This is a genomic window from Prevotella aurantiaca (assembly GCF_015262605.1).
Classification (GTDB): domain Bacteria; phylum Bacteroidota; class Bacteroidia; order Bacteroidales; family Bacteroidaceae; genus Prevotella; species Prevotella aurantiaca.
Genome location: NZ_JABZSJ010000003.1, coordinates 1 through 24062, shown reverse-complemented (window position 1 = coordinate 24062; position 24062 = coordinate 1). Strand labels below are relative to the sequence as shown.

Below are 24062 nucleotides of genomic sequence, written 5' to 3'. Positions count from 1 at the left end.
TTGAATAAGCTAGACAGCTTTCTTGGAGAAAGTCTATTAGGATTAAAAAGAATAGTTTGTGAAACTTAAAAAATGAATAACCAAGTGCTTCAAAGATACTATCTAAACCTTGTTTGAAGGTTCAGATAGTTCTAATATGACTACTATTATGGGAGTTTTGTTGATTCAAGAAACTCTTTAATGGTTTTACCGATGTTAAAAAGTAAATCATTTTTTATAGGTCCGCTTAATTGTCTAGTATGAATTACAAGTTTTGGACTATCAGGATTTATACTATAGTGGATCCAGTAGTTTTGTTTTAATTCGCTTCCTCCATCTTGAAAATATTTAACGCCAAATGTATCATCAATTTGTCTATCTTCACAATAGTTATTAATGTATCTACCACAAGCTAAAATCACTACAGGGAAAGATTGGATAAAGTTGGAAGTCCTAAATAAATCAAGTTTAGAGCTAATGGTACTTTTATCAGCATCAGCAGAATGACGAGCACAAACATTATTGAGTTCTGTACAGAATGCCATTTCTTCAAAGTCGATAATACCATTTATATGCTTTCTGTCAGGATATACAACATTGATTATTTTTTGATACTTACTCCATGTCCACCCCTCATTTCTTTTCTTGTGAAATTTCCAAAGGTCTTTGAATGACTTTCCATTTATATTATTAAGGCATTCATTCGTATGAGTTTTATTGTTTATTTTTAGCTCATCAGTATCATTTGGCTCGCATCCGATAATAAGAATATTGGATAGAGGATTACCTTGTCCGATAATGAATTGGTTTTGATTACAAGCGTTAACAAATTCTCGAAATTCATATTCTTTTTTATTCATATCTAATAATGTTGTACTTTTAAGATGATTTCTATTGATGTTATTTATAGAAAGTGAAGATAGGGCAATAAATCTTAGACTTTCTATTTACCGATGCAAAAATGTTTAAATATGTTATGCAGCGTTTCCTGAGGGGTAATTTGGTCGCCTGTAATTTCGGCGAGTATAGAGATAGTGTCTTTTAAATCTTCGGAAATAAGGTCGCCGCCGAGATTCATTGCCATTGCTTCTTGTACTCTTATAAGTGACGCGTGGGCACGAGTTAACACATCGTAGTGTCGAGCATTAGTTACGATAGTTGTATTTTCTGAAATTTCTGGTAAATCGGCTACCTCATATATTAAAGTTTCAAGTTCGTTGATGCCTAAATTATATTTACCAGAAATTGAAATTTCATGATAAGTGTATTTATTGAGCTGATTAGAAATAGAAATATTATTTTGCTGATTAGTAGAGTTGTTAAGATCGTCTACTTTGTTGTGTACTAAAATAAGATGTTTATCTGCGCATTGATTAAGAATCTCATTTTTTTCGTTTTCAGTGGGTTCTTTATCTATTACCCATAGAATGATATGAGCCTTTTTAAGTGTAGCTAAAGTACGTTCAATACCGAGTTGCTCAACATAATCAGTAGTTTTTCTTATACCAGCTGTATCAATAAAATGGAAATCTACACCATTGATTCCGATAGTATCTTCTATGACGTCACGAGTAGTTCCATGAATATCACTTACAATTGCACGGTTATCATGGAGAAGACAATTCAATAAAGTGGATTTTCCTACGTTTGTTTTGCCAATAATAGCTACAGGAATACCATTTTTAAGGGCTTGTCCTGTCTTGAACGAAAGAGCAAGAGATGTTACTTTATTATCAATTTCCTCAGCAAGATTTATTAATTCTGTACGATCAGCAAACTCTAATTCTTCATGATCAGAAAAATCAAGTTCAAGTTCAAGAAGAGAATTTATTTTAAGTAACTGTCTGCGTAGCAAAGAAAGTTCAGAAGAGAAATGCCCTTTGAGTTGTGAGAGTGCAAGTTTATATGATGCTTTATTTGTAGAGGAAATGAGATCTGCAACAGCTTCAGTTTGCGATAAATCCATCTTTCCGTTTAGATAAGCACGTTGAGTGTATTCACCAGGCTTGGCTTGGCGGCAATTATTCTCTATGAGACGGTGGAGTATTTGTTCTAAGATGTATGAAGAACCATGGCACGAAATTTCTACAGAGTCTTCGCCAGTATATGAGTGAGGGGCACGCCAAATAGAAACAACAACTTCATCGATAGTTTGATGTTCTCTATCAAGTATCTCTCCGTAATGCAAAGTATTAGCAGGAACATTTAGTATAGAACGTGAGAAAATTGAATCAACAATTTCAATAGCTTTACTGCCCGATACTCTTATTACACCTATTGCACCACCTGGTTGTGTTGCTAATGCACAGATTGTTTCTGAAGAGTTGAGAACGTTAGTATTTACTTGCATTATGGAATGTTGTATATAACAGAATTAAGGATTAAAGCTGTCTTTATATGTACACTATTAAAGAAAAGATATTTCTATTGATTCTAACAGCTAGACTCCTTAATCCTTTAGTTTTCGTCTGTAAAATAATGATATTTAGATTCTTTCAAGAACTTTCTTTATTAATCCGTCAATAGTATTCTTATAGCCTGAATTAGCTTCCTTTTGGCGTCGATTAGCTATTACCATACAGCAAGTTAGGGCTTTATGGCCCATATGGAATGCTAAACCAGCTAAAGCGCTGCTCTCCATCTCGAAGTTAGTTACTTTATGACCTTTATATTCGAACTCGGTAATTTTTTCATTAAGCTGAGGGTCAGCTAATGGGATGCGCAGACGACGACCTTGAGGTCCAAAAAAACCACCACAAGCGATAGTAACTCCACGTACCATATCGTCTTGCGCGATTTGTTCTAACAATTCCTTGTCTGCATTTGCCACGTATGGATTGCCCAATTGTGGTAGCCATTTTACTTGCTTCTTGAATTCTTCTTCAAATTCGATGTCTAACTTTTCCCGATTTGCATAGTAGTTGAGCAAGCCATCGAAACCTATGCTTTTTTCTGATGCTATGAATGTTCCGATAGGAGTGTTAGGTTGAAGTCCTCCACAAGTGCCTATACGTACCAAAGTTAATTGACGGACATTAGCTTTCTCTTTTCTTGTTTCAAAATCAATATTGGCTAAAGCGTCTAATTCATTAAGTACAATGTCAATATTATCACAGCCAATACCTGTACTTACTACTGTTATACGTTTATTTTTGAACTTACCTGTAATGGTTCTAAATTCTCTATTGTTAACTTCACATTCTACGCCATCAAAATGTGATGCAACTAAGGCAACACGCCCAGGATCACCAACCAAGATGACCTTATCTGCTAATTGTTGTGGTTTTAAATGAAGGTGGAAAATTCCTCCATCTTCGTTAATAATTAACTCTGATGGGGCAAAATAATTCTCTTCCATAAATTTAATTTATAAGATTTAGTAAATCGCTTTATTATATTGTATTTTACAAAGATACGCCTTTTTAAGAAGAAAAAGAAAAAAATCTAAACTTTTTATTATGATACCTATATGTTGTTTCCTCGATCTTTTGCAGAAGTTTATTTTTGTTTTTTCATTAAAACTGTATATTGATATTATATGAAAAGAGCTAAAGAAAAACTTTAACAGTTCTTCCTTAGCTCTTTTAATTATGCATATATAATGTTTATTTCTCTAATAAACTGTTTGCCATATTTAGAGCAGCTTTTCTTCCATCTCCCATTGCGAGAATTACAGTAGCACCTCCACGTACGATGTCGCCACCTGCATAGATTTCTGGAATAGAACTTTGCATTCCATCATTAACAGCAATCGTGTTCTTGCGTCCTAATTCCAAACCTTCAATAGAATTAGGTACAAGTGGATTAGGAGATACACCTACTGCGACAACAACTTGGTCACATTCGATAGTTATAGTTTTACCAGTTGTACGTGGACTACGACGTCCACTTTCATCAGGTTCACCAAGTTCCATAACATCAAGTATGGCTCCACAAACGCGTCCGTTTTCGTCTGCAATGTATTCTTTAGGATTATGAAGTGTAAGGAAATTGATTTTTTCTTCCTGTGCATGTTTTACTTCTTCTACACGAGCAGGCATTTCTTCTAACGAGCGGCGATATACGAGTGTAACTTCTGCACCAAGACGTTTTGCTGTACGGCATGAATCCATAGCAGTATTACCACCACCGACAACAAGTACTTTCTTTCCAATAATAATTGGCGTATCAGTGTCTGGGTTGGCTGCATCCATTAAGTTAACACGTGTAAGGTATTCGTTACTTGAAAGAATATTGATACTATTTTCACCAGGAATACCCATAAAGTTTGGTAAACCAGCACCTGAACCAACAAAGATACCTTTAAATCCGTTTTCTTTTAATTCTTCTACACTAATTGTTTTACCAACAATTGTATCTGTTTGGAAATGAACACCTTGTTTTCTTAAGTTTTCAACTTCAACTTCAACAATCTTATTAGGCAAACGGAATTCAGGAATACCATATTTAAGTACACCTCCGATTTCATGTAAAGCTTCGAATACATAAACCTCGAATCCACGTTTAACCATATCTCCTGCAAAGCTAAGTCCTGCAGGACCAGAACCAATAACTGCAACCTTAATCCCATTTGACGGTGCAATTTCTGGTAATGTTATATTGCCGCTTTCGCGTTCATAGTCAGCTGCAAACCTTTCAAGATAACCAATTGCAACTGCTGGCTCATTCATCTTTAAGTGAATACAGCGACTTTCACATTGTTTCTCTTGAGGACAAACACGACCGCAGACTGCTGGTAAAGCTGAAGTGTCTTTCAAAACACGTGCAGCGTTGAGGAATTGCCCACGCTCAATATTCTTAATGAAGCTTGGAATATTAATATTTACAGGGCAACCTTCTACACAACTTGGTTTTGCGCAATCAAGACAGCGTTGTGCTTCGCGCATTGCCATTTCTTTTGTAAGGCCTTTATTTACCTCTTCCAAACGTGTTGTTGCTCGATATGCAGGATCCAGTTCAGGCATCTGTACTCTTTCGATTGCTGTACGCTCTTTAGGCTTCATATCTTTACGCAATACTGCACGCCACTCGGCATTACGATCTGTAAGTTCTGCTAAATCCTGTTTTGTTTCTTCTGCTGGAGTTAGTTCTGTCGTTATTGTGCTTTTTTCAGTAGCTTCAACTTCTATATGGTGATGGCCAATCTGGTTTTGTTTCTTTTCCATTTCTTCACGCTCTACACCTTTAAAGGTGCCCATTCGCTTGAACATTTCGTCCCAATCAACGAGGTCACCATTAAATTCTGGACCATCAATGCAGACAAACTTAGTTTTTCCGCCAATAGTAAGACGACAAGCACCACACATACCAGTTCCGTCTACCATAATAGTATTCAAAGAAACATCGTTTGGAATGCCATATTTCTTTGCCATCAATGATGTAAATTTCATCATGATAGGAGGTCCGATAGCAAGTAATTTGTCTACTTTTTCTCGTTGAAGTACTTCTTCAACTCCTACTGTTATTACTCCTTGTTTACCCATACTGCCGTCATCAGTCATAATGATAACTTCGTCGGAGTATTCGGCTACATCATCAACCATAATTACTAATTCTTTCGTACGACCTGCTAATACGGAGATAACACGGTTGCCAGCTTTCTTAAATGCTGTTAGAATTGGTAGGATTGCTGCGATACCTATACCGCCACCAGCGCATACTACTGTGCCATAGTTTTCAATGTGAGACGCTTGTCCTAATGGACCAACAATGTCAAGAACTTCGTCGCCTGGTTCAAGTTGGCAGAACTTAGTAGATGAAAGTCCAACCTCTTGTATTACCATAGTGAGTGTACCTTTTTTAGGGTCAGCCTTAGCAATAGTATAAGGCACGCGCTCGCTATTTTGATCTACGCGCACTATTACAAAGTTACCTGCCCTACAGCTGCGTGCTATGAGCGGTGCTTCTACAACGATGCAAAAGACTTTCTCGGAAAATTGCTCTTTGCTGATAATCTTGTTCATGTTTTAAAGGTTAAGTTGTCTATAGAATTTATTTTATATACTCTCTTTTGTGTTTATGCGTTATTGATATTACGAAAAGTAGAGTAGACGCTGTTTTTATAGAATTGTTGCAGAATGAACATTAACAGCAACTCAACTTCTGGTAAAGAATATTATTTGGGCTATAAGTTTAATATTTAAAAGTTTTTGTCATCAAGCATTTCAAATCCGCAGTAAGGTACAAGTGCTTTAGGAACTCTTATTCCTTCAGGAGTTTGGTTATTTTCTAATATAGCTGCAACAATACGAGGTAAAGCCAATGCCGAGCCATTTAGTGTATGACATAATTCTATCTTCTTGTCGTCAGCATGACGATAGCGACAATGTAAGCGATTAGCTTGATAACTTTCGAAGTTAGAAACAGAACTTACTTCTAACCAGCGCTCTTGTGCAGCGCTCCATACTTCAAAGTCGTAGCAGATTGCAGAGGTGAAGCTCATATCACCACCACAGAGTTTAAGAATATGATATGGTAGTTCTAACTTTACTAACAGATTTTCAACATGTTCCAGCATTTCATTCAATGATTGGTAAGAATGTTGTGGGGTATCAATTCGTACAATTTCTACTTTGTCGAATTGGTGTAAGCGATTGAGTCCACGTACATCTTTTCCATAACTACCAGCTTCACGACGGAAGCACGAAGAATATGCACAACGTTTGATAGGTAGTTCTTTTTCGTCTAAAATTTCATCACGGAAGATATTTGTTACTGGAACTTCTGCAGTTGGGATTAAATAAAGGTCATCAGCCTGTGCATGATACATTTGTCCTTCTTTGTCAGGTAACTGTCCAGTACCTAAACCTGATGCTTGGTTAACAAGTAGGGGTGGTTGAACTTCTAAGTAACCGCTTTTACGTGCTTCTTCAAGAAAGAATGCTTCTAAAGCGCGTTGAAAACGAGCCATTTTTCCTATATAAATAGGAAAACCTGCTCCTGTTATCTTTACGCCAAGGTCAAAATCTACGAGATTATATTTCTTGCACAAATCCCAATGACAGAGAACCTCATTATTGAAAGTTGGTTTTTCTCCACCTTCTTTTACTATAATGTTATCGTTGGCGTCTTTACCTTCAGGTACATCTGCATGAGGGATGTTTGGAATTGTAAGCAATAAGTCGATCATATCGGCTTGTGCTTTATCCATATTATTTTGTAAATTCTTATCCAGAGCCTTTAGTTCAGCTACCTTGTCTTTTGTTTCATTAGCTTCTTCTTTCTTACCTTCTTTCATTAAACCACCAATTTGTTTTGAAAGAAGATTTTGCTGTTGCTTATTGTTATCGAGTTTTTGTTGGTAATCACGACGTGATTTATCGAGTTCCAAAACTCTCTCAATAGTCTCTTTAGCATTGTTGAAATGCTTCTTTTCAAGACCTTCTATTACACGTTCAGTTTCCTCACTGATGAGCTTTAATGTAAGCATACGTTTTTGTATATTTTATGTTCTGTTTTGACAACAAAGTTACAAAAAAATATCTTATCACCAAGCATTTTATACAAAGTTTCCTAATGTGTTTATAATAATACTGAAAAGCTTGTCGAAATTGTGTAAGAAATACAGAATCAATAGTGTATTTTTGACAAAAGTTCTCTCTTTTATTATTATAAGATTGAATATAATAAGAAGTCTGATAAATTATAATTATAAAATTTAAAAACGTAATTACATTTTTAAAAATTCTAATTAGTTGTCCCTTAAAAACAATATTTCAGCATAAATCTTGTATTGACAAGCTCTATGCTGATTCTTTTTATAAGGTCCAAAAGAACTCTCATAGCTCTTTTGAAGTTATATGCTGCTGCAGCTAATAATACATTGATAGCATCTCCTTTGACACCTTTATAAAAGTTGCGAGATAATCGGTGGTCTGCTTTAAGATGTCCTATCGTTGGCTCTATACCAGCTCGTTTACAAAATAGTTTGTGTTTCTTTCTCATTTGGTAGTAGCTGTCTTTAGCTTTAGGAGTGTCTGGGATGAGTATCTTTGTCTGCCCAATCTGCTTTATAAAGCAAAATTCAATCAAAAAAAGAATTTTTGATAATAAAACAAGGAAATATCAGAGTAAATAACTACATTTGCAGTTGTGCACTTTTGTTTGACAACGTACAGTGCCACTTCTGCTCAACAGGCTAATAAGAGTCCATCTTTTTTCAAGAATACCCGTTATACAAATAAAGTATTAAAACAGATGAAACAAAAGGATTATCACTCTTTCCCTGAAAGCGTTAAAGCTTTTGAGTCTGCTGGTACTGTATCAAGAATAAAAGGTGGAGACGGAATTATCCGCACTAAACTTAGTATACCTGGTTCGTATAAGGGTAAAGAAGGGGTATTTGAATTCATCAAAGAACCCAATGGTGATATAAACCACAGACTATTCAAGGCAAACTGATATGAAAAAATATTATTCCTTAATGGAATTAGGGATAGATGCTTATGCGTTTCCCAAACAACAGGCACTTATTATCATTTCTAAATTAAAAGAAAAATATGTACCCATTCTAGGAGGAGATGTGTACTGCTTGAATAATAGACTTATAACGGATAGTTATGATAGCTGGTATTGCAACTTGGAAGCAGGAGAAACTCAGCAACACTTTGTGGAAAGGAGTTGCCTTGTAGCTAAAAAGTACATTGAAAATTATCCTGAGAATGATATTGTTAAAAAGCTATTTTCCATAGTAACAGAAACAGACATCTTTAAATACATAGAATAACAGTAAAAATGTTTTTTCTCTACAGCAATTACGTTCCATACAAGGGTGTACCCCAACACCCATATAAGGGTAACAGGCAATACCCTTATAAGGGTATTCATCATTACCCTTATATGGGTATAAAAGCCGTAAGCAATAAACAGGAAAGAACAACGTTACATAAGTGATAACTATAAACAATTAAAAGTATGATAGAATTTGAAGTAAAATCAAAGACGCAGCCTATCGGCAAGCGTAAGGGGCAGACGGTGTACTTTGCACAGCCAGTATCGCAACAGCATCTGACAAACAAGATGGTAGTAGACCGTATCGTCCGCGAGACCTCGCTTTCGGCAGGTGATGTGAGTAATGCCCTCATCAGCCTTGGTGCAATCGTGCGCGATGCCCTCGAATTAGGACAGAGCGTGGATTTGGCAGACCTCGGCTCATTCCGCATCATAGTGCCTGCCAAGATGATGGACACTGAGGCAGAAGTTACAGCAGAAAGCCTAAAAAGCCCGAAAATAGTCTTTACACCAAAGGCTGCCATGCGTACCGCTGCAAAATCTGTAGAACTCCGAGTGGTCAAAAAAAAGAAAGACGATAACGAAAAGCCCAAAGAGAAAGAAAACCTGCATCCTTAACAGCACACCGCTTGCCTAATTGATGTACGCTCAAAACCATAATCCACTTAATTTCCCCTCCATGCACAAGCCCATGTGTGTGGAGAGAATAGGTGTGACTTATGACCCATTATTCCAGCTCTGTACGTTGTCAAACAAAAGTGCACAACTGCAAATGTAGTTATTTAGTCCTCCCTTATAAACCTAATATTTCTCAGATTCATAGTATATTATCCTATAAATTATTTGCTTATATTTGCAAGATTTAGGCGTAATGGACATTTGGTAGGCTGAAAACCTCTCAAATGTCCTTTATTCATTACCTTTGCAGCACTTGAAAGTTTATGAATAAAAAACTGTATATTCTGTAACAGTTCAAATGTTAAAAAGAATGGTCATCAGCGTATTGTCCAAATGTACTTTTGTAGGGATTGTGGCAGGCAATTTCAACGTGGTCAGCGTATAGACAATGTTTGTTTATGAAATGACTATCTGACCGAGAAACGAACTATTTCTGAGCTTTCCACTCTTCACAAATGTTCATAAAGAACCATACGCCGTAGGCAAAGTTCAGTGTTAGACAGCTTCACTCCCATCTATCCTGAATCTGCGACAATGATACTGGACACGACCTACTTCTCCAAGACCTTTGGTGTGATGCTCTTTCAAGATGTCGCATCAGGCAGGCTACTTCATCGTAGGTTTGTCAGGAACGAGACCAACAAGGAATACCTTGATGGACTCAGATGCATTGAGGAAGGTGGAACTCGGATAAAGGCAGTGGTGTGTGATGGACATGTCGGGCTTTTACAAGCTGTAACATCCTGCCCTGTACAGATGTGTCAATTCCACCAGTTGCAGATAGTCAGAAGGCTTTTTACCAACAATCCGCATTTGTCCGCAGGTATCGAGCTGCTGGCATTAATGAGAAGCATGTTCTCTATCGGGAAAGAAGAATTCACATCAGGCTTTGATAAATGGTGTGACGAATGGAAAGAGTTCCTCGATGAACGAACTCTACTAATCTCAGGCAAGACAACCTATACACATAGAAGGCTGAGAAGTGCAAGGCGTTCGGTGAAAACACACCTTAAATGGCTCTATACCTATGAAGAAAATCCTGAATTAGAGATACCCAATACAACAAATCTATTGGAAGGATTCAACTCACAACTTAAAAGGGCATTGCATAATCATAATGGAATGAAGGAGGTTAATAAAAAGAAGTTCATAGATGGATTCCTGAATATAAAAAAATAGGCTGGAATTACCAGCCTACCAAATGTCCATTACGCCATAAAAGATGAAATATAACTATACCTTCATATATAACGATGTGTATGGGGATAGAGTAGGGTTTATGTGGTTTCTTCTATTATTGATACAATGTCGCTTTCTATGATTTTATATATGAAAAAATCCATTTATAACACTCTTAAAGCATTATAAATGGATTGTGCGTGAAAACCTTTTTTATATAGAAAGTCTGTGTATACGCTTTATCGCTTATTCTATTACAACCAATGGCTCGTCTTCGAGTACAGCTTGACCCATTTTTACAACGATAGCTGTTACTTTACCATCCTTTTCAGCTTCAATGCTATTCTGCATTTTCATAGCTTCAAGTACTACTACAGTGTCGCCAGCTTTTACATCTTGACCTACTGTAACTTCTATTGAAGTGATAGTACCAGGAAGAGGAGCTTTTATTGCATTTGAAGCATTGAAATTTGCTGGTGTAGCTTCATCTTCGGTTTGATTCTCTGCAACAGGTTTACCTAATTCTACCTTCTTCTTTTCAGGTTCAGCAGATGCTTCCATCTGAACTTTATATTCCTCACCATTAACTGTAATGTCAGCTATGTTGTCGTTGTTAACACTATTTATAACGACTTTATATTCTTTGCCGTCAATTGTATATTTAAATTCTTTCATCTTTGTCTTATGGTTTCTTTGTCATAATTTCGAATTTGGCATTCCACATTGTCTGCTTTGGCTTTATTGTGATGATACCAGATTCTACATCGTGAACGTTATTGCCTGCGAACTCATAGAGTGCCATACCTATCGCAGCATATAAATTATTGTTCATATATAGATGTTTTTATTGAAGATATCTTGTTATTACATAGGCATACAACCATGTTTCTTAGCAGGTAGGTCTTGCTTCTTATTTTCTAATTGTGCAAGACCACGACAGATGCGGAAACGTGTGTTGCGTGGTTCAATTACATCATCAATGTAACCATATTGAGCTGCTTGATATGGATTTGCAAATTTCTCTGTATATTCTTCTTCTTTTTCAGCAAGGAATTGTTTTACATCGCCGCCAGCTTCCTTAACTTCCTTGAGTTCCTTACCACAAAGAACAGCAACAGCTCCAGATGCACCCATAACGGCAATCTCAGAACTTGGCCATGCAAAATTAAGATCTGAACGCAACTGCTTACATCCCATAACAATATGCGATCCACCATAGCTCTTGCGAAGAGTGATAGTAATTTTAGGAACAGTTGCTTCACCATAAGCATAAAGCAACTGAGCACCATGCAAAATAACAGCATTATATTCCTGACCTGTACCAGGAAGGAAACCTGGAACATCTACCAGTGAAACAATTGGAATATTGAATGCATCGCAGAAACGTACAAAGCGCGCACCCTTACGGCTGGCATTAGTATCAAGAACACCTGCGTAAGCTGATGGTTGATTTGCTACGATACCCACACTTTGACCATTGAAATGTGCAAAACCAGTAATGATGTTCTTTGCAAACTTAGGTTGGACTTCAAAGAAGTCTCCATTATCAGTTATAGCCTTAATAACTTTATACATATCGTAAGCCTGATTTGGGTCATCAGGAATAATCTCATTTAATAAGTCTTCTTTACGATCAATAGGGTCAGTACATTCTACACGTGGTGCTTCCTCACGATTATTAGAAGGAATGTAAGAAAGTAAGGTCTTGATAATATCCATTGCCTCTTCCTCCGTTTTTGCAGTAAAGCCTGTAACACCACTCTTTGTAGCATGTACACTTGCACCACCAAGTCCTTCAGCATCGATATCTTCGCCAGTTACAGTTTTTACAACCTTTGGTCCTGTAAGGAACATATAACTTGTTTGTTCCTTCATGATGATGAAGTCTGTTAATGCAGGAGAGTAAACAGCACCACCAGCACAAGGACCAAGAATGCTTGAAATTTGTGGAATAACACCAGATGCAAGAATATTACGTTCAAATATTTCACCATAACCAGCCAAAGATGTGATACCTTCTTGAATACGTGCACCACCTGAGTCATTCATGCAGATAACTGGAGCACCATTTGTCATAGCCATGTCCATAATCTTGCAAATCTTCTGTGCCATTGTTTCTGACAAAGAGCCGCCATTAACGGTAAAGTCTTGTGCGTAAACGTAAACAAGGCGACCGTCGATAGTTGCTGAACCAGCTACTACACCATCGCCAAAATATTGCTTTTTTTCCATGCCAAAGTTATGGCAACGATGAAGTTTGAACATATCGTATTCTTCAAAGCTACCTTTATCTACCAACATCTCAATGCGCTCGCGTGCAGTATATTTACCACGAGCGTGTTGCTTCTCGATAGCTTTTTCGCCACCACCTAAGCGAGCTTGCTCTCTTTTGGCTACGAGTTCCTTGATTTTTTCTGTTTGTTTACTCATAATGTATTTATTTCTTGTAAATTTCTAATTAGTATGACGGACTTGTAATTCCGCCATTTCGATGCAAAAATACGAAAAAAAGCCCACTTACAATAAATTAGGCTCTTTAAAGTTTGTTAAGGTTTTGCGTTGAAATGAAAGGATGCAAAAAATGCCCCTATTTACTTTGCGATTTGCTTGCAAAGTAAATAGGGGCTATTCGGTAAATATTGAGGTTTTGAGTAAGTGCGTTTTTACTTGTTTTCAACAATGTTATGCAAGCATATTGTTTTCTTTTTACCGAACTTGCTCAACCATTTTAAAGGTTTCTTTATTAACGATTTAAGTCCGCTTTCTGAATTTCTTGCTGCCGACATATCGTCTTTAATATCGTATTTTGTGCTCTTTCGAGGTTTGTTTTCTTCTATTGGGCGTTGCTTTTTCTTATTTCTTTTTTTATTGGACCTAGTGGATTTAGCTTCGGCAGTTTGATTTGCGTTCTTGCGCTGCTGCTCATTTCCCTCCTTTTTGCTACTTGCAGACTTGGCATTCCTGTTGTTTCTTTGCTTTTGGTCAGCCTTGTTGGTTTCTTCCGCCTTCTTATTCTGACCTCTGTTTTGTTTGTCTTCTATTTCAGTTGCAGTAGGCTTTCTGTTGCGATGGTTGTTTTTGCTTGACTTTTCCCTATCCTGCTTTTTCTCTACGCTGCCCTGTGCAGTGGCGTTGTTAGGCTCTTTGTCTGCAAAATCTTTGTTAGCAGGCTGTTGGCGGTTGCTCTTTTTATTGTTGCGAGTCTTCTTATCCTTATGGCTTTGCTGGTCACGGTCTTTTCTGCGACGTGCTTTTGCACTTGTGTTTCTTCTTGGTTTTCCCGTACTTTTATACTCGGGAGCTTCGCCCATTCCATCTGGCAATGGAACTTTTTCTACTTCTTTATCCAAGAATTTCTCTATCTGTTGGAAGTAGTAAATATCGTCTTCGTTTACGAAGGTTATGGCAACTCCGTCGCGGTCAGCACGTGCAGTACGCCCAATTCGGTGAACATAATCCTCTGCATCATGTGGTACATCGTAGTTGATGACCATTGTAATGTCATCAATATCAATTCCTCTTGCTAATATATCTGTAGCTACAAGTACATCTATCTGTCCACTTTTAAATTTAAACATCATCTCATCACGTTGAGATTGGTCTAAATCAGAGTGCATTTGACCACAATTGATCTTCTTCTGATTAAGTGATAAGGCTATTTGTTTAACTTTTTGCTTTGAACCTGAGAAGATAATAACACGATGAAGATTACTAGATTTGAAGATGCTCTTAACGATCTCCATCTTTTGAATCTCGTGACAAACGTAAGCTACTTGATGTATTTTCTCAGCAGGTTTGCTAACAGCCAGTTTGATTACAGAAGGTGTTTTGAGCAAAGTCTGAGCAAGTTCCTCAATCTTCTCTGGCATTGTTGCTGAGAACATAATTGTCTGACATGTTTTAGGGAGTTTCTTTTGAATGGTTAGAATATCCTCTGCAAATCCCATGTCTAACATTCTATCTGCTTCATCTAGTATGAAGAAGCTAAGTTTAGAAAGATCTACATTTCCTAAAGAAATATGTGAGATAAAACGTCCTGGTGTAGCAATAACTACATCAGCACCTAATGAAAGGCTTTTTATCTCTTGGTCGTAACGATTTCCATCATTTCCTCCATAAACAGCAACACAAGAAATACCTTTTAAATAGTATGAAAAGCCTTGAAAAGCTTGGTCTATTTGTTGGGCTAATTCTCGCGTTGGAGACATAACTAAACAGTTTATAGCATCTTCTGAATATCCTCCGTCAGCAAGTTTTGAGAGAACAGGGAGTAAATAAGCAGCAGTTTTGCCAGTTCCCGTTTGTGCTACTCCTAAAATATCTTTACCTTTTAGTATTTCTGGAATACATTTTTCCTGAACAGGTGTACATTGCTCGAAATGCATATCATATAGTGCATCGAGTATATCGTCATTTAAATCTAAACTTTCAAAAATCATATATTTTTATTTTTCCCTTCTCGCAAAGGGTATTTTTATTTTTTTATCTATTAATTAGGTGCCTGACGATAGCAGAAATATGCTATCGCTGCAAAAATTATATTTGGAATCCATGCTGCTAATATAGGTGGAGTATTGGCGTTGATTGCAAAAGTAGACGAAACCGTCTGTAAAAGAATGTAACTCACACTTAATAAAAGACCAACACCAAGATACATACCCATTCCACCTTTTCGCTTCCGTGATGATAATGATAAACCAATGACAGTCAAAATGAATGAAGATAATGACATTGCTATACGCTTATGGAATTCAACCTCGTACTGTACAACATTTGTAGAACCTCTACTTGTTTGTTTTGAAATGTAGTCAAGTAATTCGGGTGATGTAAATGTTTCTTGTTGTCCTTTAGAATAAACTAAATCAGTAGGTTCCATCATAATAACAGTGTCCATTTCAGCACCTGTTGTAATGTGTTCTTTCAAACCTTTCAGTTTTCTAATTTTCCAATTCGATAATTTCCAATGATATTTTGCATCGGCAATTGTATCGTATTGTATTTCACTAGCTGTTAAATGGTCTACAAGTTTGTTTCCATCGAATTTATCTAAAGAAAAGCCGAATCCTCGCTTGTATTTGTCATCATAGTTCTGTATATACGCAACTGTGTTATCAGCAACTTTCATTTGTACGTTTTTAGCTGCAGTATTCTTTTTCGAATTAAGATACAAAGACCTAAAATTTAAACGTATAACAGTTCCATGTGGTATAACAAAACTATTTAAATAATAAGTTAAACCAGCTATCAGTACACAAGAAATTATATATGGACGCATCAGACGATTAAATGAGACGCCTGCTGCAAGCATGGAAATAATTTCCGAGTTGCCTGCTAATTTCGATGTAAAGAAAATTACAGCTATAAAAACAAATAGAGGAGAGAAAAGATTGGAATAGTACGGAACAAAGTTTGCGTAATAATCGAATATGATAGCTCGCCATGGAGCATTAGAATCAGTCAGTTTCGACAAGTTTTCGTTAAAGTCGAATATAATTGCGATAGAAATAATGAGAAGTATAGAGAAAATATAAGTCCCAATAAATTTCTTAATGATGTACCAATCTAATAAACCAACAAGATGTTTTGGGTGAAGAAAATGCAAATGACTCCTTAACCATTTCAAAGCTATAACTGCAGTTGTTATAAGTTGGAGATGTTTTAAGTTCTCCAACTTGTTGTTAGCAATGTTGATTATCTTGTTGAATTTACTTTTCATCTAATGTTATTATAAACGTCGTCCTAGTTTTTCTATAATAGAAGACTTCCATTGTGTGAAGTCTCCTTTTTCTATATGTTCACGTGCATCGGTAACTAAACGAAGATAAAAGGCGATATTGTGAATACTTGCAATTTGCATGGCGAGCAGTTCACCAGCTTTAAATAAATGGTGCAAATAGGCTTTCGATGTTATTATATCAATATCGCAGCCATCTGCATCTACTGGTGAAAAGTCTTTTTCCCATTTCTTATTGCGCATATTTATTGTACCTTCATAAGTAAAAAGCATTGCATTGCGTCCATTTCTTGTTGGCATAACACAATCGAACATATCTACTCCACGTTCAATCCCTTCGAGAATATTTTGAGGAGTACCTACGCCCATTAAATAGCGAGGTTTATCTTTAGGTAGAATTTCGTTCACGACTTCTATCATTTCATACATCACCTCGGTAGGTTCTCCTACTGCTAGTCCACCGATAGCATTACCATCTGCACCTTTATCGGCAACAAATTTTGCAGCCTCTGTTCGTAAGTCTTTATAAGTACAACCTTGAACAATAGGGAAGAGACTTTGTTTGTAGTCATATAATGGTTCGGTTTCGTTAAAACGTTTAATACAACGATCTAACCAACGTTGTGTTAATCCTAAACTTTGTTTTGAATAAGCGTAATCACTATTACCTGGAGGACATTCATCAAAGGCCATTATAATATCTGCACCTATGATACGCTGTGTATCCATAACGTTTTCAGGTGTAAATATATGTTTTGAGCCATCGATATGACTTCTAAATTGGCAACCTTCTTCAGAGAGTTTACGTATACCTGTTAAAGAAAATACTTGAAATCCACCAGAATCTGTTAATATCGGACGGTTCCAACCATTGAATTTGTGTAATCCTCCAGCTGCTTTTAAGACTTCTAATCCTGGACGTAAATAAAGATGGTAAGTGTTACCAAGTATAATTTGCGCCTTTACTTGTTCCACAAGCTCTGAAAAATGAACTCCTTTAACAGTACCTGCAGTGCCCACTGGCATAAAGATTGGTGTCTTTATTTGTCCGTGGTCTGTAGTAATTAAGCCAGTTCTTGCATTACTTGCGTTATCGGTACATTGAAGTTCAAATGTCATTCTGCATCTTTTTTATAATTATCATCCTTGATACTAAAATCTATAGGACTAGATACCATTTCATCTGTTAACGCGAAATCCCATACTTGTTGTACGTTTTCAACATAATGGAATTCTACTCCTGTGCGATATTTTTCTGGAATTTCCTCAATATCCTTGCGATTTTCTTTGCACATAATAATATCGGTAATTCCAGCGCGTTTAGCTGCTAGTATTTTTTCTTTGATACCACCAACAGGAAGTACTTTTCCGCGAAGCGTTATTTCGCCAGTCATAGCAGTATTCTTTCTTACCTTATGCTGTGTAATTGCTGATGCTATACTTGTTGCAATAGTAATACCAGCAGAAGGACCATCCTTAGGAGTTGCTCCTTCAGGCACATGAATATGTATATTCCATTGGTCAAATATACGATAATCTACCTTTAATGATTCAATATGCGCTTTTACATATTCAAGTGCAATAATTGCAGATTCTTTCATTACGTCGCCAAGATTACCAGTAAGTGTTAGCTTACCAGCCTTTCCTTTCGACAATGATGTTTCAATGAATAGAATTTCGCCACCGACACTTGTCCAAGCCAATCCTGTAACAACTCCCGCATAATCGTTGCCTTGATATATATCTCGATAAAAAGGTGGCTTTCCAAGTAAGCCCTCCAATTCAACAGGTGATATTTTTTCGTACGGCAAAGCGTTATCTACTGCTTGTTTGTATGCCAATTTACGCAGAGATTTGTTAATTTGTTTTTCTAATTGTCGCACTCCACTTTCCCGTGTGTAGCTTTCTATTATCTTTTCTAAAGCAGGCTTGGTGAACTTTAGTTTTGGATTAGTTTTGTCTAAACCTGTATTTGAAAGTTCTTTAGGGAAGAGATGGCGTTTTGCAATTTCAATTTTTTCTTCTGTAATATAGCCTGAAACCTCGATTATTTCCATACGATCGAGTAAAGGCTTTGGTATAGAGTTTATATCGTTAGCTGTTGCCAAGAATAAAACCTTTGAAAGATCGTAATCCATGTCAAGATAGTTGTCGTGGAATGCGTTGTTTTGTTCTGGGTCAAGAACTTCCAATAAGGCTGAAGCAGGGTCACCATTGATAGTATTTTGTGTTACTTTATCTATTTCATCAAGTATAAATACAGGATTAGATGAACCCGCTTTTTGAATGTTTTTAATAATACGTCCAGGCATAGCACCGATATATGTACGGCGATGACCACGAATTTCAGACTCATCGTGCAGGCCACCTAATGACATGCGGACATATTTGCGTTTCATCGATTCAGCAATACTCTTTCCAAGACTTGTTTTACCTACTCCAGGAGGCCCATATAAGCAAAGGATAGGCGATTTTAAGCTGCCTCTTAATTTAAGTACAGCCATATATTCGAGAATACGCTCCTTCACTTTTTCCATTCCATAATGGTCGCGGTCAAGTACTCTCTGGGCACGTCTCAAGTCTAAATCGTCTTTGGTATATTCATTCCAAGGAAGATTTACCATTGTTTGCAAATAATTTATTTGCACACTATAGTCAGGACTTTGCGGATTTAACGTGTTTAACTTATCTAATTCCTTTTGGAAAACCTTTGCAGTTTCTTCCGACCATTTTTTTGTTGCAGCTTTTTTGATGAGTTCCTTCTTTTCAGGTGTACCATCGCCATCGCCCAATTCTTCTTGAATGTTCTTTATTTGTTGGTGCAAGAAATATTCTCTTTGTTGCTCGTCAAGATCTTCTCGTGTTTTAGAACGTATATTCTGACGAAGATGTTGGAATTGGATTTCTCTATTCAATATCTTCATCAGTCTGAATAAACGATCTTTTATAGAATCTTCTTCCAACAAGTGCATCTTATCTGAAACACTGAATGGCATATTTGCACAGACATAATTTACTGATACGACAGAATTTGTTATATTATCAAGTGCAAATTGTGAGTCGTCTGGAATATCATCGCTACCTTGAATGTATTCTTTTGCGGTTATTTTCATATCGTTTACCGCTGTAACGAACTCTTTATCGTTGTTATCTACTTGCTCTTCAGGTATGGCATGAGTCTTACCTACCATGTATGGAACTTCAGAAGTAACTTCGTCAAGCTTACAACGTCCTAAACCTTGAAGAATAGCTGTTCTGTTCTCACCATTCATCGAACCTGGCATATCAAATACTCTTACGAGTCTAGCATATATACCAGTACGATACAAGTCTTTTTCTTCAGGTTCGTCTATATTGCCATCTTTTTGGCTGATTACCGCAAAAACAGTTCCTGGATGTTTTTCTAAATACTTTACCAGTGTTAAAGTTGTCTTGCGACCTACTAATACTGGCATTAAAACACCTGGGAACATAACAAGGTTGCGGGTTATGAAAACAGGAACCTCACCATCAACTTTTATATCAAAATCTGGTAAGTCTCCTTCGTAATCAGCAAACATTTGTATCGAATTATTTTGTTTCATTGAGATTGCATTAATCATTTAAAGTGCAAAATTACTAAATAAAAATAAGATAGGCAATTTTTCTTTTATCTTTAATCTTAATAATGCATAACTTATTAAATTTGAAGGATGATAGGAGAAGTATCTTTTGCTGTTGATAATTCTTATTTTGATGTTGAGAAAGTTAATTTTTGGCTTGGTTTTAAATATGCTGCTCTATTTTTTATAGTTACTTTTAAAAGTTTTATATTCAATAAGTTGCAAAATCATTATTGTTCTATGGTAAATCTATGGAACTTTTCGGTTAAAAAGATAGAACTTTTTGAGAAAAACGATGGAACTTTTTGAGAAAAATGATAGAACCTTTTGGTAGAAGATTTATATTTTGTTTAAAATATCTATTTAAGATAGAAGTCTTTTGTTATTTCTTTGTACCAATTTGATTTTTTCCCCGCACATTCTTGCAAGTATTCTGTAGATGACAAATAGGTTCTTGGTGTTTTGCTTAATTCTACTAAAATACGTTTTGGTTGTTTAGAAGGTGTGGTTTTTATAAATACTTTCTTGTTGATAGAGAAGCCATTTATTATTGCTTCTGGTTCTAAAATACAATAAGATTCAATCGGAAGTACTAAAGAAAAATGACCATTGGACGTTAGTAATTGATATGCGCCTTTTAATAAATCATTAAAAGGCAATGTGTCAGAATGTCGTGCAATGGTTCTATTATTATCATTACTCTTTAATGAGTTTACAAAATAGGGTGGGTTGCAAACAATGGAGTCGAAGCTCTTTTTATTTTCTGAAAATGTTTGTAGAGAACAATGGTTTACTTCTATTTGATTGGCAAAAGGCGAACTCTGTACATTCTCTTTTGCTTGTAAATACGCGCTGCTATCTATTTCAATTGCATCAATATTTGCATTAGGAAATCGCTGTGCCATCATTAATGCTATCAGACCAGTTCCTGTGCCTATATCAAGAATATGCTTACCACCTTCTGCCCAGCTTCCTAATAAAACTCCATCAGTGCCAACTTTCATTGCACACTTATCCTGTTCAATATGAAACTGCTTAAAAGTAAAGCTCATTTAAATATTAAGTTTTCGCAGAATAGTTTTGTTTAAAGCCTGAACTTTTCTGCTTTGTTTGTTAATGTTGCAACGTATTAAATCAATGTTTGAAAATAACTCTGAGAATGATGTTTGTAAAATATTCGGCTTACGCTGGTCTTTATGATCACTTGGATTTACAACAACTTTTATTCCTTTACTTACAAGTTTTATCTCAACATCTTTTCCTGCCATAATAGGGTCTCCATCGTAATGGATTACTCCTTCTTCTTTTCTATGAATGTGAATACGTTTCGCTTTGAATGTTTTTATCTTTGAATTTTTATCAAGTGTCTTGTTGAACATTTCTATAGCCACCTGCGGTGCATCAATAATATCGAAAGGTTCCATGATAATAATATCTAACAAACCGTCACTCATAGAAGCCTGAGGTGCTATGTAAGCATTGTTGCCATATTGTGAAGCATTTGCCACCGATATTAAGAATGCTTTATAATGATGCACACCTTCGTTATCTTCTATATCGTATGTTTGAGGCTCATACTTAAGTCCTTCCTCCAAAACTTTCTGTACGTATGTAACAACTCCACGTTTGCCTGCTTCTGCAAACTTCATTGATATAAAAGCATCGAATCCCATACCACAAGTACAGAAGAATGGAATACCGTTAATTATTCCATAATCTAATTTATGAATACAGGCTTGATTTAATATCTGAAGGCTCTTCTTTACATTCATAGGAATAGCCAAATGTCGTGCTAATCCATTTCCAGACCCAGTAGGTATGATACCAATCGCAGTGTCAGTATTTATAAGTGCTTTTCCCACTTCATTTACTGTTCCATCACCGCCTACAGCAACTACAATTCCAACTTTATCCTCAACTGCTTGCTTTGCCAATTCTGTTGCATGACCCGCATATTCTGTATTTGCTATTTGGTAGTCAAATAGTTCTTTGTCTATGTTTTTGTCGATTAACTCGGGAATAGACTCCTTACTACCAACTCCCGATTTAGGGTTCATTATGAATAGAATTTTCGTCTTCATATATCACTCTTTATTTCCTTTAAGGGAATTAAAGAACAAAATTATACATTTATCATAGTATCATCATTTTTTTATAGTGAAAAAACTTTAATTTGTTAATCAGTTAATATTTAATGCTATATTTCAACAAAAAATTGTATCTTTGCAGCCTAAAGAAAACGTAGCTTATGCTACACCTAATATATATATGGGACAGTTACAAGAAAAATATAAGAGTTACCGTGATCCGCAAAAGTTTATGAGAATGGGATTATATCCATATTTTCGCGAAATCACAAGTAAGCAAGGTACAGAGGTAACCGATATCAATGGACATGATATATTGATGTTTGGTTCTAATGCTTACACAGGCTTGCCTAACGACCCAAGAGTTATTGAGGCGGGTAAAAAAGCTTTAGATAAATATGGTTCTGGTTGTGCTGGTAGCCGATTTCTGAATGGAACACTCGACTTACATGTACAGTTGGAAAAAGAACTCGCAGAGTATATGAACAAAGAAGATGTTCTTTGTTTCTCAACAGGTTTTTCTGTTAATTCTGGTGTCTTAGCTTCAGTTGTTGGACGTGGCGACTATATTATTTGCGATGATCGTGATCACGCAAGTATAGTAGATGGAAGACGTTTGAGTTTTGCAACACAGCTTCATTATAAACATAATGATATGGAAGACCTTGAGCGTGTACTCCAGAAATTGCCTCAAGAATCTATTAAACTCATCGTAGTTGATGGCGTCTTTTCAATGGAAGGTGACCTTGCAAACCTTCCTGAAATTATAAAGTTGAAGCATAAGTATAATTGCTCTGTTATGGTAGATGAAGCTCATGGATTGGGTGTATTTGGTAAACAGGGTAGAGGAGTTTGTGATCATTTTGGTTTAACTGATGATGTTGACCTTATCATGGGAACATTCTCAAAGAGTCTTGCTTCAATTGGTGGTTTCATTGCAGGCGATAAGGATACAATCAATTTTTTACGTCATACATGTAGAACTTATATTTTCTCTGCAAGTAATACGCCTTCTGCTACAGCTGCTGCATTGGAAGCGTTACACATAATGCAAGAAGAACCTGAACGACAAGAACGTTTATGGGAAGTTACAAACTATGCTTTGCAGCGTTTCCGTGAAGAAGGTTTCGAGATTGGCGATACCGCAAGTCCAATAATCCCACTTTATGTGCGAGATATTCATAAAACATTTATCGTTACCAAAATGGCTTACGATGCAGGCGTATTCATCAACCCTGTTATTCCACCAGCCTGCGCACCGCAAGATACCCTCGTAAGATTTGCACTTATGGCAACCCATACAAAAGAACAGGTTGAACGTGGTGTAGAAATTCTAAAGAAGATATTCCAAGAACAAGGCGTTATCAAATTGTTTTAATTGATATTTCTGAAATCTTTTGGAGAAATATAAAAAGACTTGTAATCGCTGATAAAATGTGATTGCAAGTCTTCTTTTTTTATAAAGCCTCTCAAAATATTTTTCCATATCTATTGTTTCAATTTGTTTTATAGGTGAAAAACTTTCATCTTAGTAGCTTTGATGCTTACTAAAAGGCATAGAATCGTCTTCGTTTTGTAAAGATAAAGCCCTTGAAAACTGGTAACAATGTAGTTAATCCTCCCTTAAAAACCTAATATTCCTCTGATTCATAGTATATTATCCTGTAAATTATTTGTTTATATCTGCAAGTTTTTGTACCTTTACACTATAATTCTTGCAGATATTTATGCTTAAACGTACATCTAAACAGCTCTCTATGTTCTCTTCTTTAGAGGACATGCTTAGCCATGAACATCCTCTTTTCCAACTTAGTAATAAGATTAATTGGGAATGTTTTGAAAATGCTTTCTCTCCTTTGTATTGCAGCAATAATGGTCGCCCTGCTCATCCTATTCGCTTGATGTGTGGTCTTTTAATTTTAAAACATTTGCGTAATGTGTCAGATGAAATGGTGGTTTCTCAATGGAGCGAGAATGCTTACTACCAATATTTCTGTGGTGGACTTGAATTTATGCCAAAACAACCCTGTGACGCTTCCGAGTTAGTTCACTTCAGAAATCGTATAGGCGAGG

The 24062-nt window shown here is 36.3% G+C and carries 20 protein-coding genes and 2 pseudogenes; 7 read left to right on the top strand and 15 right to left on the bottom strand.

Translation table 11 applies throughout. The features are described from left to right. Positions 1 to 146: 146 nt before the first annotated feature. The 6 genes and pseudogenes from HXN26_RS01400 to HXN26_RS01375 form a co-directional block, all read right to left on the bottom strand. A complete protein-coding gene (locus HXN26_RS01400) occupies positions 147 to 839 on the bottom strand; it encodes a hypothetical protein (protein WP_273158288.1) in 693 nt (230 codons plus the stop codon). Positions 840 to 922: 83 nt separating this feature from the next. Continuing rightward, on the bottom strand, positions 923 to 2329 hold the full coding sequence (mnmE, locus tag HXN26_RS01395; protein WP_273158287.1) for a tRNA uridine-5-carboxymethylaminomethyl(34) synthesis GTPase MnmE: 1407 nt from the start codon (positions 2327 to 2329) through the stop codon (positions 923 to 925). Between the two features lie 135 nt (positions 2330 to 2464). Further along, entirely contained in the window at positions 2465 to 3337 is an 873-nt protein-coding gene (locus HXN26_RS01390) for a nucleoside phosphorylase (protein WP_025001455.1), read from the bottom strand. A gap of 247 nt (positions 3338 to 3584) precedes the next feature. Beyond that, the gene (locus tag HXN26_RS01385; RefSeq protein WP_273158286.1) at positions 3585 to 5942 is read right to left on the bottom strand and encodes a bifunctional dihydroorotate dehydrogenase B NAD binding subunit/NADPH-dependent glutamate synthase; all 2358 of its coding nucleotides are present in this window, start codon (positions 5940 to 5942) and stop codon (positions 3585 to 3587) included. Between the two features lie 176 nt (positions 5943 to 6118). Beyond that, complete coding sequence (gene serS / locus HXN26_RS01380; RefSeq protein ID WP_273158285.1) at positions 6119 to 7408, bottom strand: serine--tRNA ligase; 1290 nt, start codon at positions 7406 to 7408, stop codon at positions 6119 to 6121. Positions 7409 to 7680: 272 nt separating this feature from the next. Further along, positions 7681 to 7989, bottom strand: a pseudogene (locus HXN26_RS01375) (transposase); the annotation flags it as partial. Positions 7990 to 8175: 186 nt separating this feature from the next. Here HXN26_RS01375 and HXN26_RS01370 point away from each other — a divergent pair. The 4 genes and pseudogenes from HXN26_RS01370 (at position 8176) to HXN26_RS01355 (ending at position 10566) form a co-directional block, all read left to right on the top strand. Continuing rightward, a complete protein-coding gene (locus tag HXN26_RS01370; RefSeq protein ID WP_273158284.1) occupies positions 8176 to 8379 on the top strand; it encodes a hypothetical protein in 204 nt (67 codons plus the stop codon). A 1-nt stretch (position 8380) separates the two neighbouring features. After that, positions 8381 to 8704: an Imm40 family immunity protein gene (gene imm40 / locus HXN26_RS01365; RefSeq protein WP_273158283.1), complete on the top strand. Its 324-nt coding sequence runs from the start codon at positions 8381 to 8383 to the stop codon at positions 8702 to 8704. A gap of 188 nt (positions 8705 to 8892) precedes the next feature. Further along, positions 8893 to 9327 carry an HU family DNA-binding protein gene (locus HXN26_RS01360; protein ID WP_273158282.1) on the top strand — a complete coding sequence of 145 codons (435 nt, stop codon included), beginning with the start codon at positions 8893 to 8895 and terminating at the stop codon, positions 9325 to 9327. A gap of 339 nt (positions 9328 to 9666) precedes the next feature. Beyond that, positions 9667 to 10566, top strand: a pseudogene (locus HXN26_RS01355) (IS256 family transposase, variant Zn-binding type). 246 nt (positions 10567 to 10812) lie between these two features. Here HXN26_RS01355 and HXN26_RS01350 read toward each other — a convergent pair. The 7 genes from HXN26_RS01350 to lon all read right to left on the bottom strand — a co-directional run bounded on the left by HXN26_RS01350 (position 10813) and on the right by lon (position 19884). Continuing rightward, on the bottom strand, positions 10813 to 11241 hold the full coding sequence (locus tag HXN26_RS01350; RefSeq protein WP_273158280.1) for a biotin/lipoyl-containing protein: 429 nt from the start codon (positions 11239 to 11241) through the stop codon (positions 10813 to 10815). Positions 11242 to 11248: 7 nt separating this feature from the next. Continuing rightward, positions 11249 to 11398 carry a hypothetical protein gene (locus HXN26_RS01345; RefSeq protein WP_273158279.1) on the bottom strand — a complete coding sequence of 50 codons (150 nt, stop codon included), beginning with the start codon at positions 11396 to 11398 and terminating at the stop codon, positions 11249 to 11251. Between the two features lie 32 nt (positions 11399 to 11430). Continuing rightward, complete coding sequence (locus tag HXN26_RS01340; protein ID WP_273158278.1) at positions 11431 to 12996, bottom strand: acyl-CoA carboxylase subunit beta; 1566 nt, start codon at positions 12994 to 12996, stop codon at positions 11431 to 11433. Positions 12997 to 13229: 233 nt separating this feature from the next. Further along, on the bottom strand, positions 13230 to 15005 hold the full coding sequence (locus tag HXN26_RS01335; RefSeq protein WP_273158277.1) for a DEAD/DEAH box helicase: 1776 nt from the start codon (positions 15003 to 15005) through the stop codon (positions 13230 to 13232). 50 nt (positions 15006 to 15055) lie between these two features. Then, complete coding sequence (locus HXN26_RS01330) at positions 15056 to 16282, bottom strand: LptF/LptG family permease (protein ID WP_273158276.1); 1227 nt, start codon at positions 16280 to 16282, stop codon at positions 15056 to 15058. Positions 16283 to 16291: 9 nt separating this feature from the next. Next, the gene (tgt, locus tag HXN26_RS01325; protein WP_025001599.1) at positions 16292 to 17419 is read right to left on the bottom strand and encodes a tRNA guanosine(34) transglycosylase Tgt; all 1128 of its coding nucleotides are present in this window, start codon (positions 17417 to 17419) and stop codon (positions 16292 to 16294) included. Beyond that, the gene (lon, locus tag HXN26_RS01320) at positions 17416 to 19884 is read right to left on the bottom strand and encodes an endopeptidase La (protein WP_273158275.1); all 2469 of its coding nucleotides are present in this window, start codon (positions 19882 to 19884) and stop codon (positions 17416 to 17418) included. The genes tgt and lon overlap by 4 nt, the downstream gene beginning before the upstream one ends. A gap of 108 nt (positions 19885 to 19992) precedes the next feature. Between lon and HXN26_RS01315 the strand changes: the two genes are divergently transcribed. Further along, complete coding sequence (locus HXN26_RS01315) at positions 19993 to 20211, top strand: hypothetical protein (RefSeq protein ID WP_273158274.1); 219 nt, start codon at positions 19993 to 19995, stop codon at positions 20209 to 20211. 50 nt (positions 20212 to 20261) lie between these two features. Here HXN26_RS01315 and HXN26_RS01310 read toward each other — a convergent pair whose 3' ends face one another. Next, positions 20262 to 20954: a tRNA1(Val) (adenine(37)-N6)-methyltransferase gene (locus tag HXN26_RS01310; protein ID WP_273158273.1), complete on the bottom strand. Its 693-nt coding sequence runs from the start codon at positions 20952 to 20954 to the stop codon at positions 20262 to 20264. Beyond that, entirely contained in the window at positions 20955 to 21983 is a 1029-nt protein-coding gene (locus HXN26_RS01305; protein WP_273158272.1) for a diacylglycerol/lipid kinase family protein, read from the bottom strand. Positions 21984 to 22170: 187 nt separating this feature from the next. Here HXN26_RS01305 and spt point away from each other — a divergent pair, with 187 nt between their 5' ends. Both spt and HXN26_RS01295 read left to right on the top strand, forming a co-directional pair. Next, positions 22171 to 23367 (top strand): serine palmitoyltransferase, encoded by a 1197-nt coding sequence (gene spt, locus HXN26_RS01300; protein WP_273158271.1) that lies wholly within the window; start codon positions 22171 to 22173, stop codon positions 23365 to 23367. Between the two features lie 349 nt (positions 23368 to 23716). After that, on the top strand, positions 23717 to 24062 hold a 346-nt coding region (locus tag HXN26_RS01295), incomplete at its 3' end, for a transposase (RefSeq protein ID WP_273158270.1).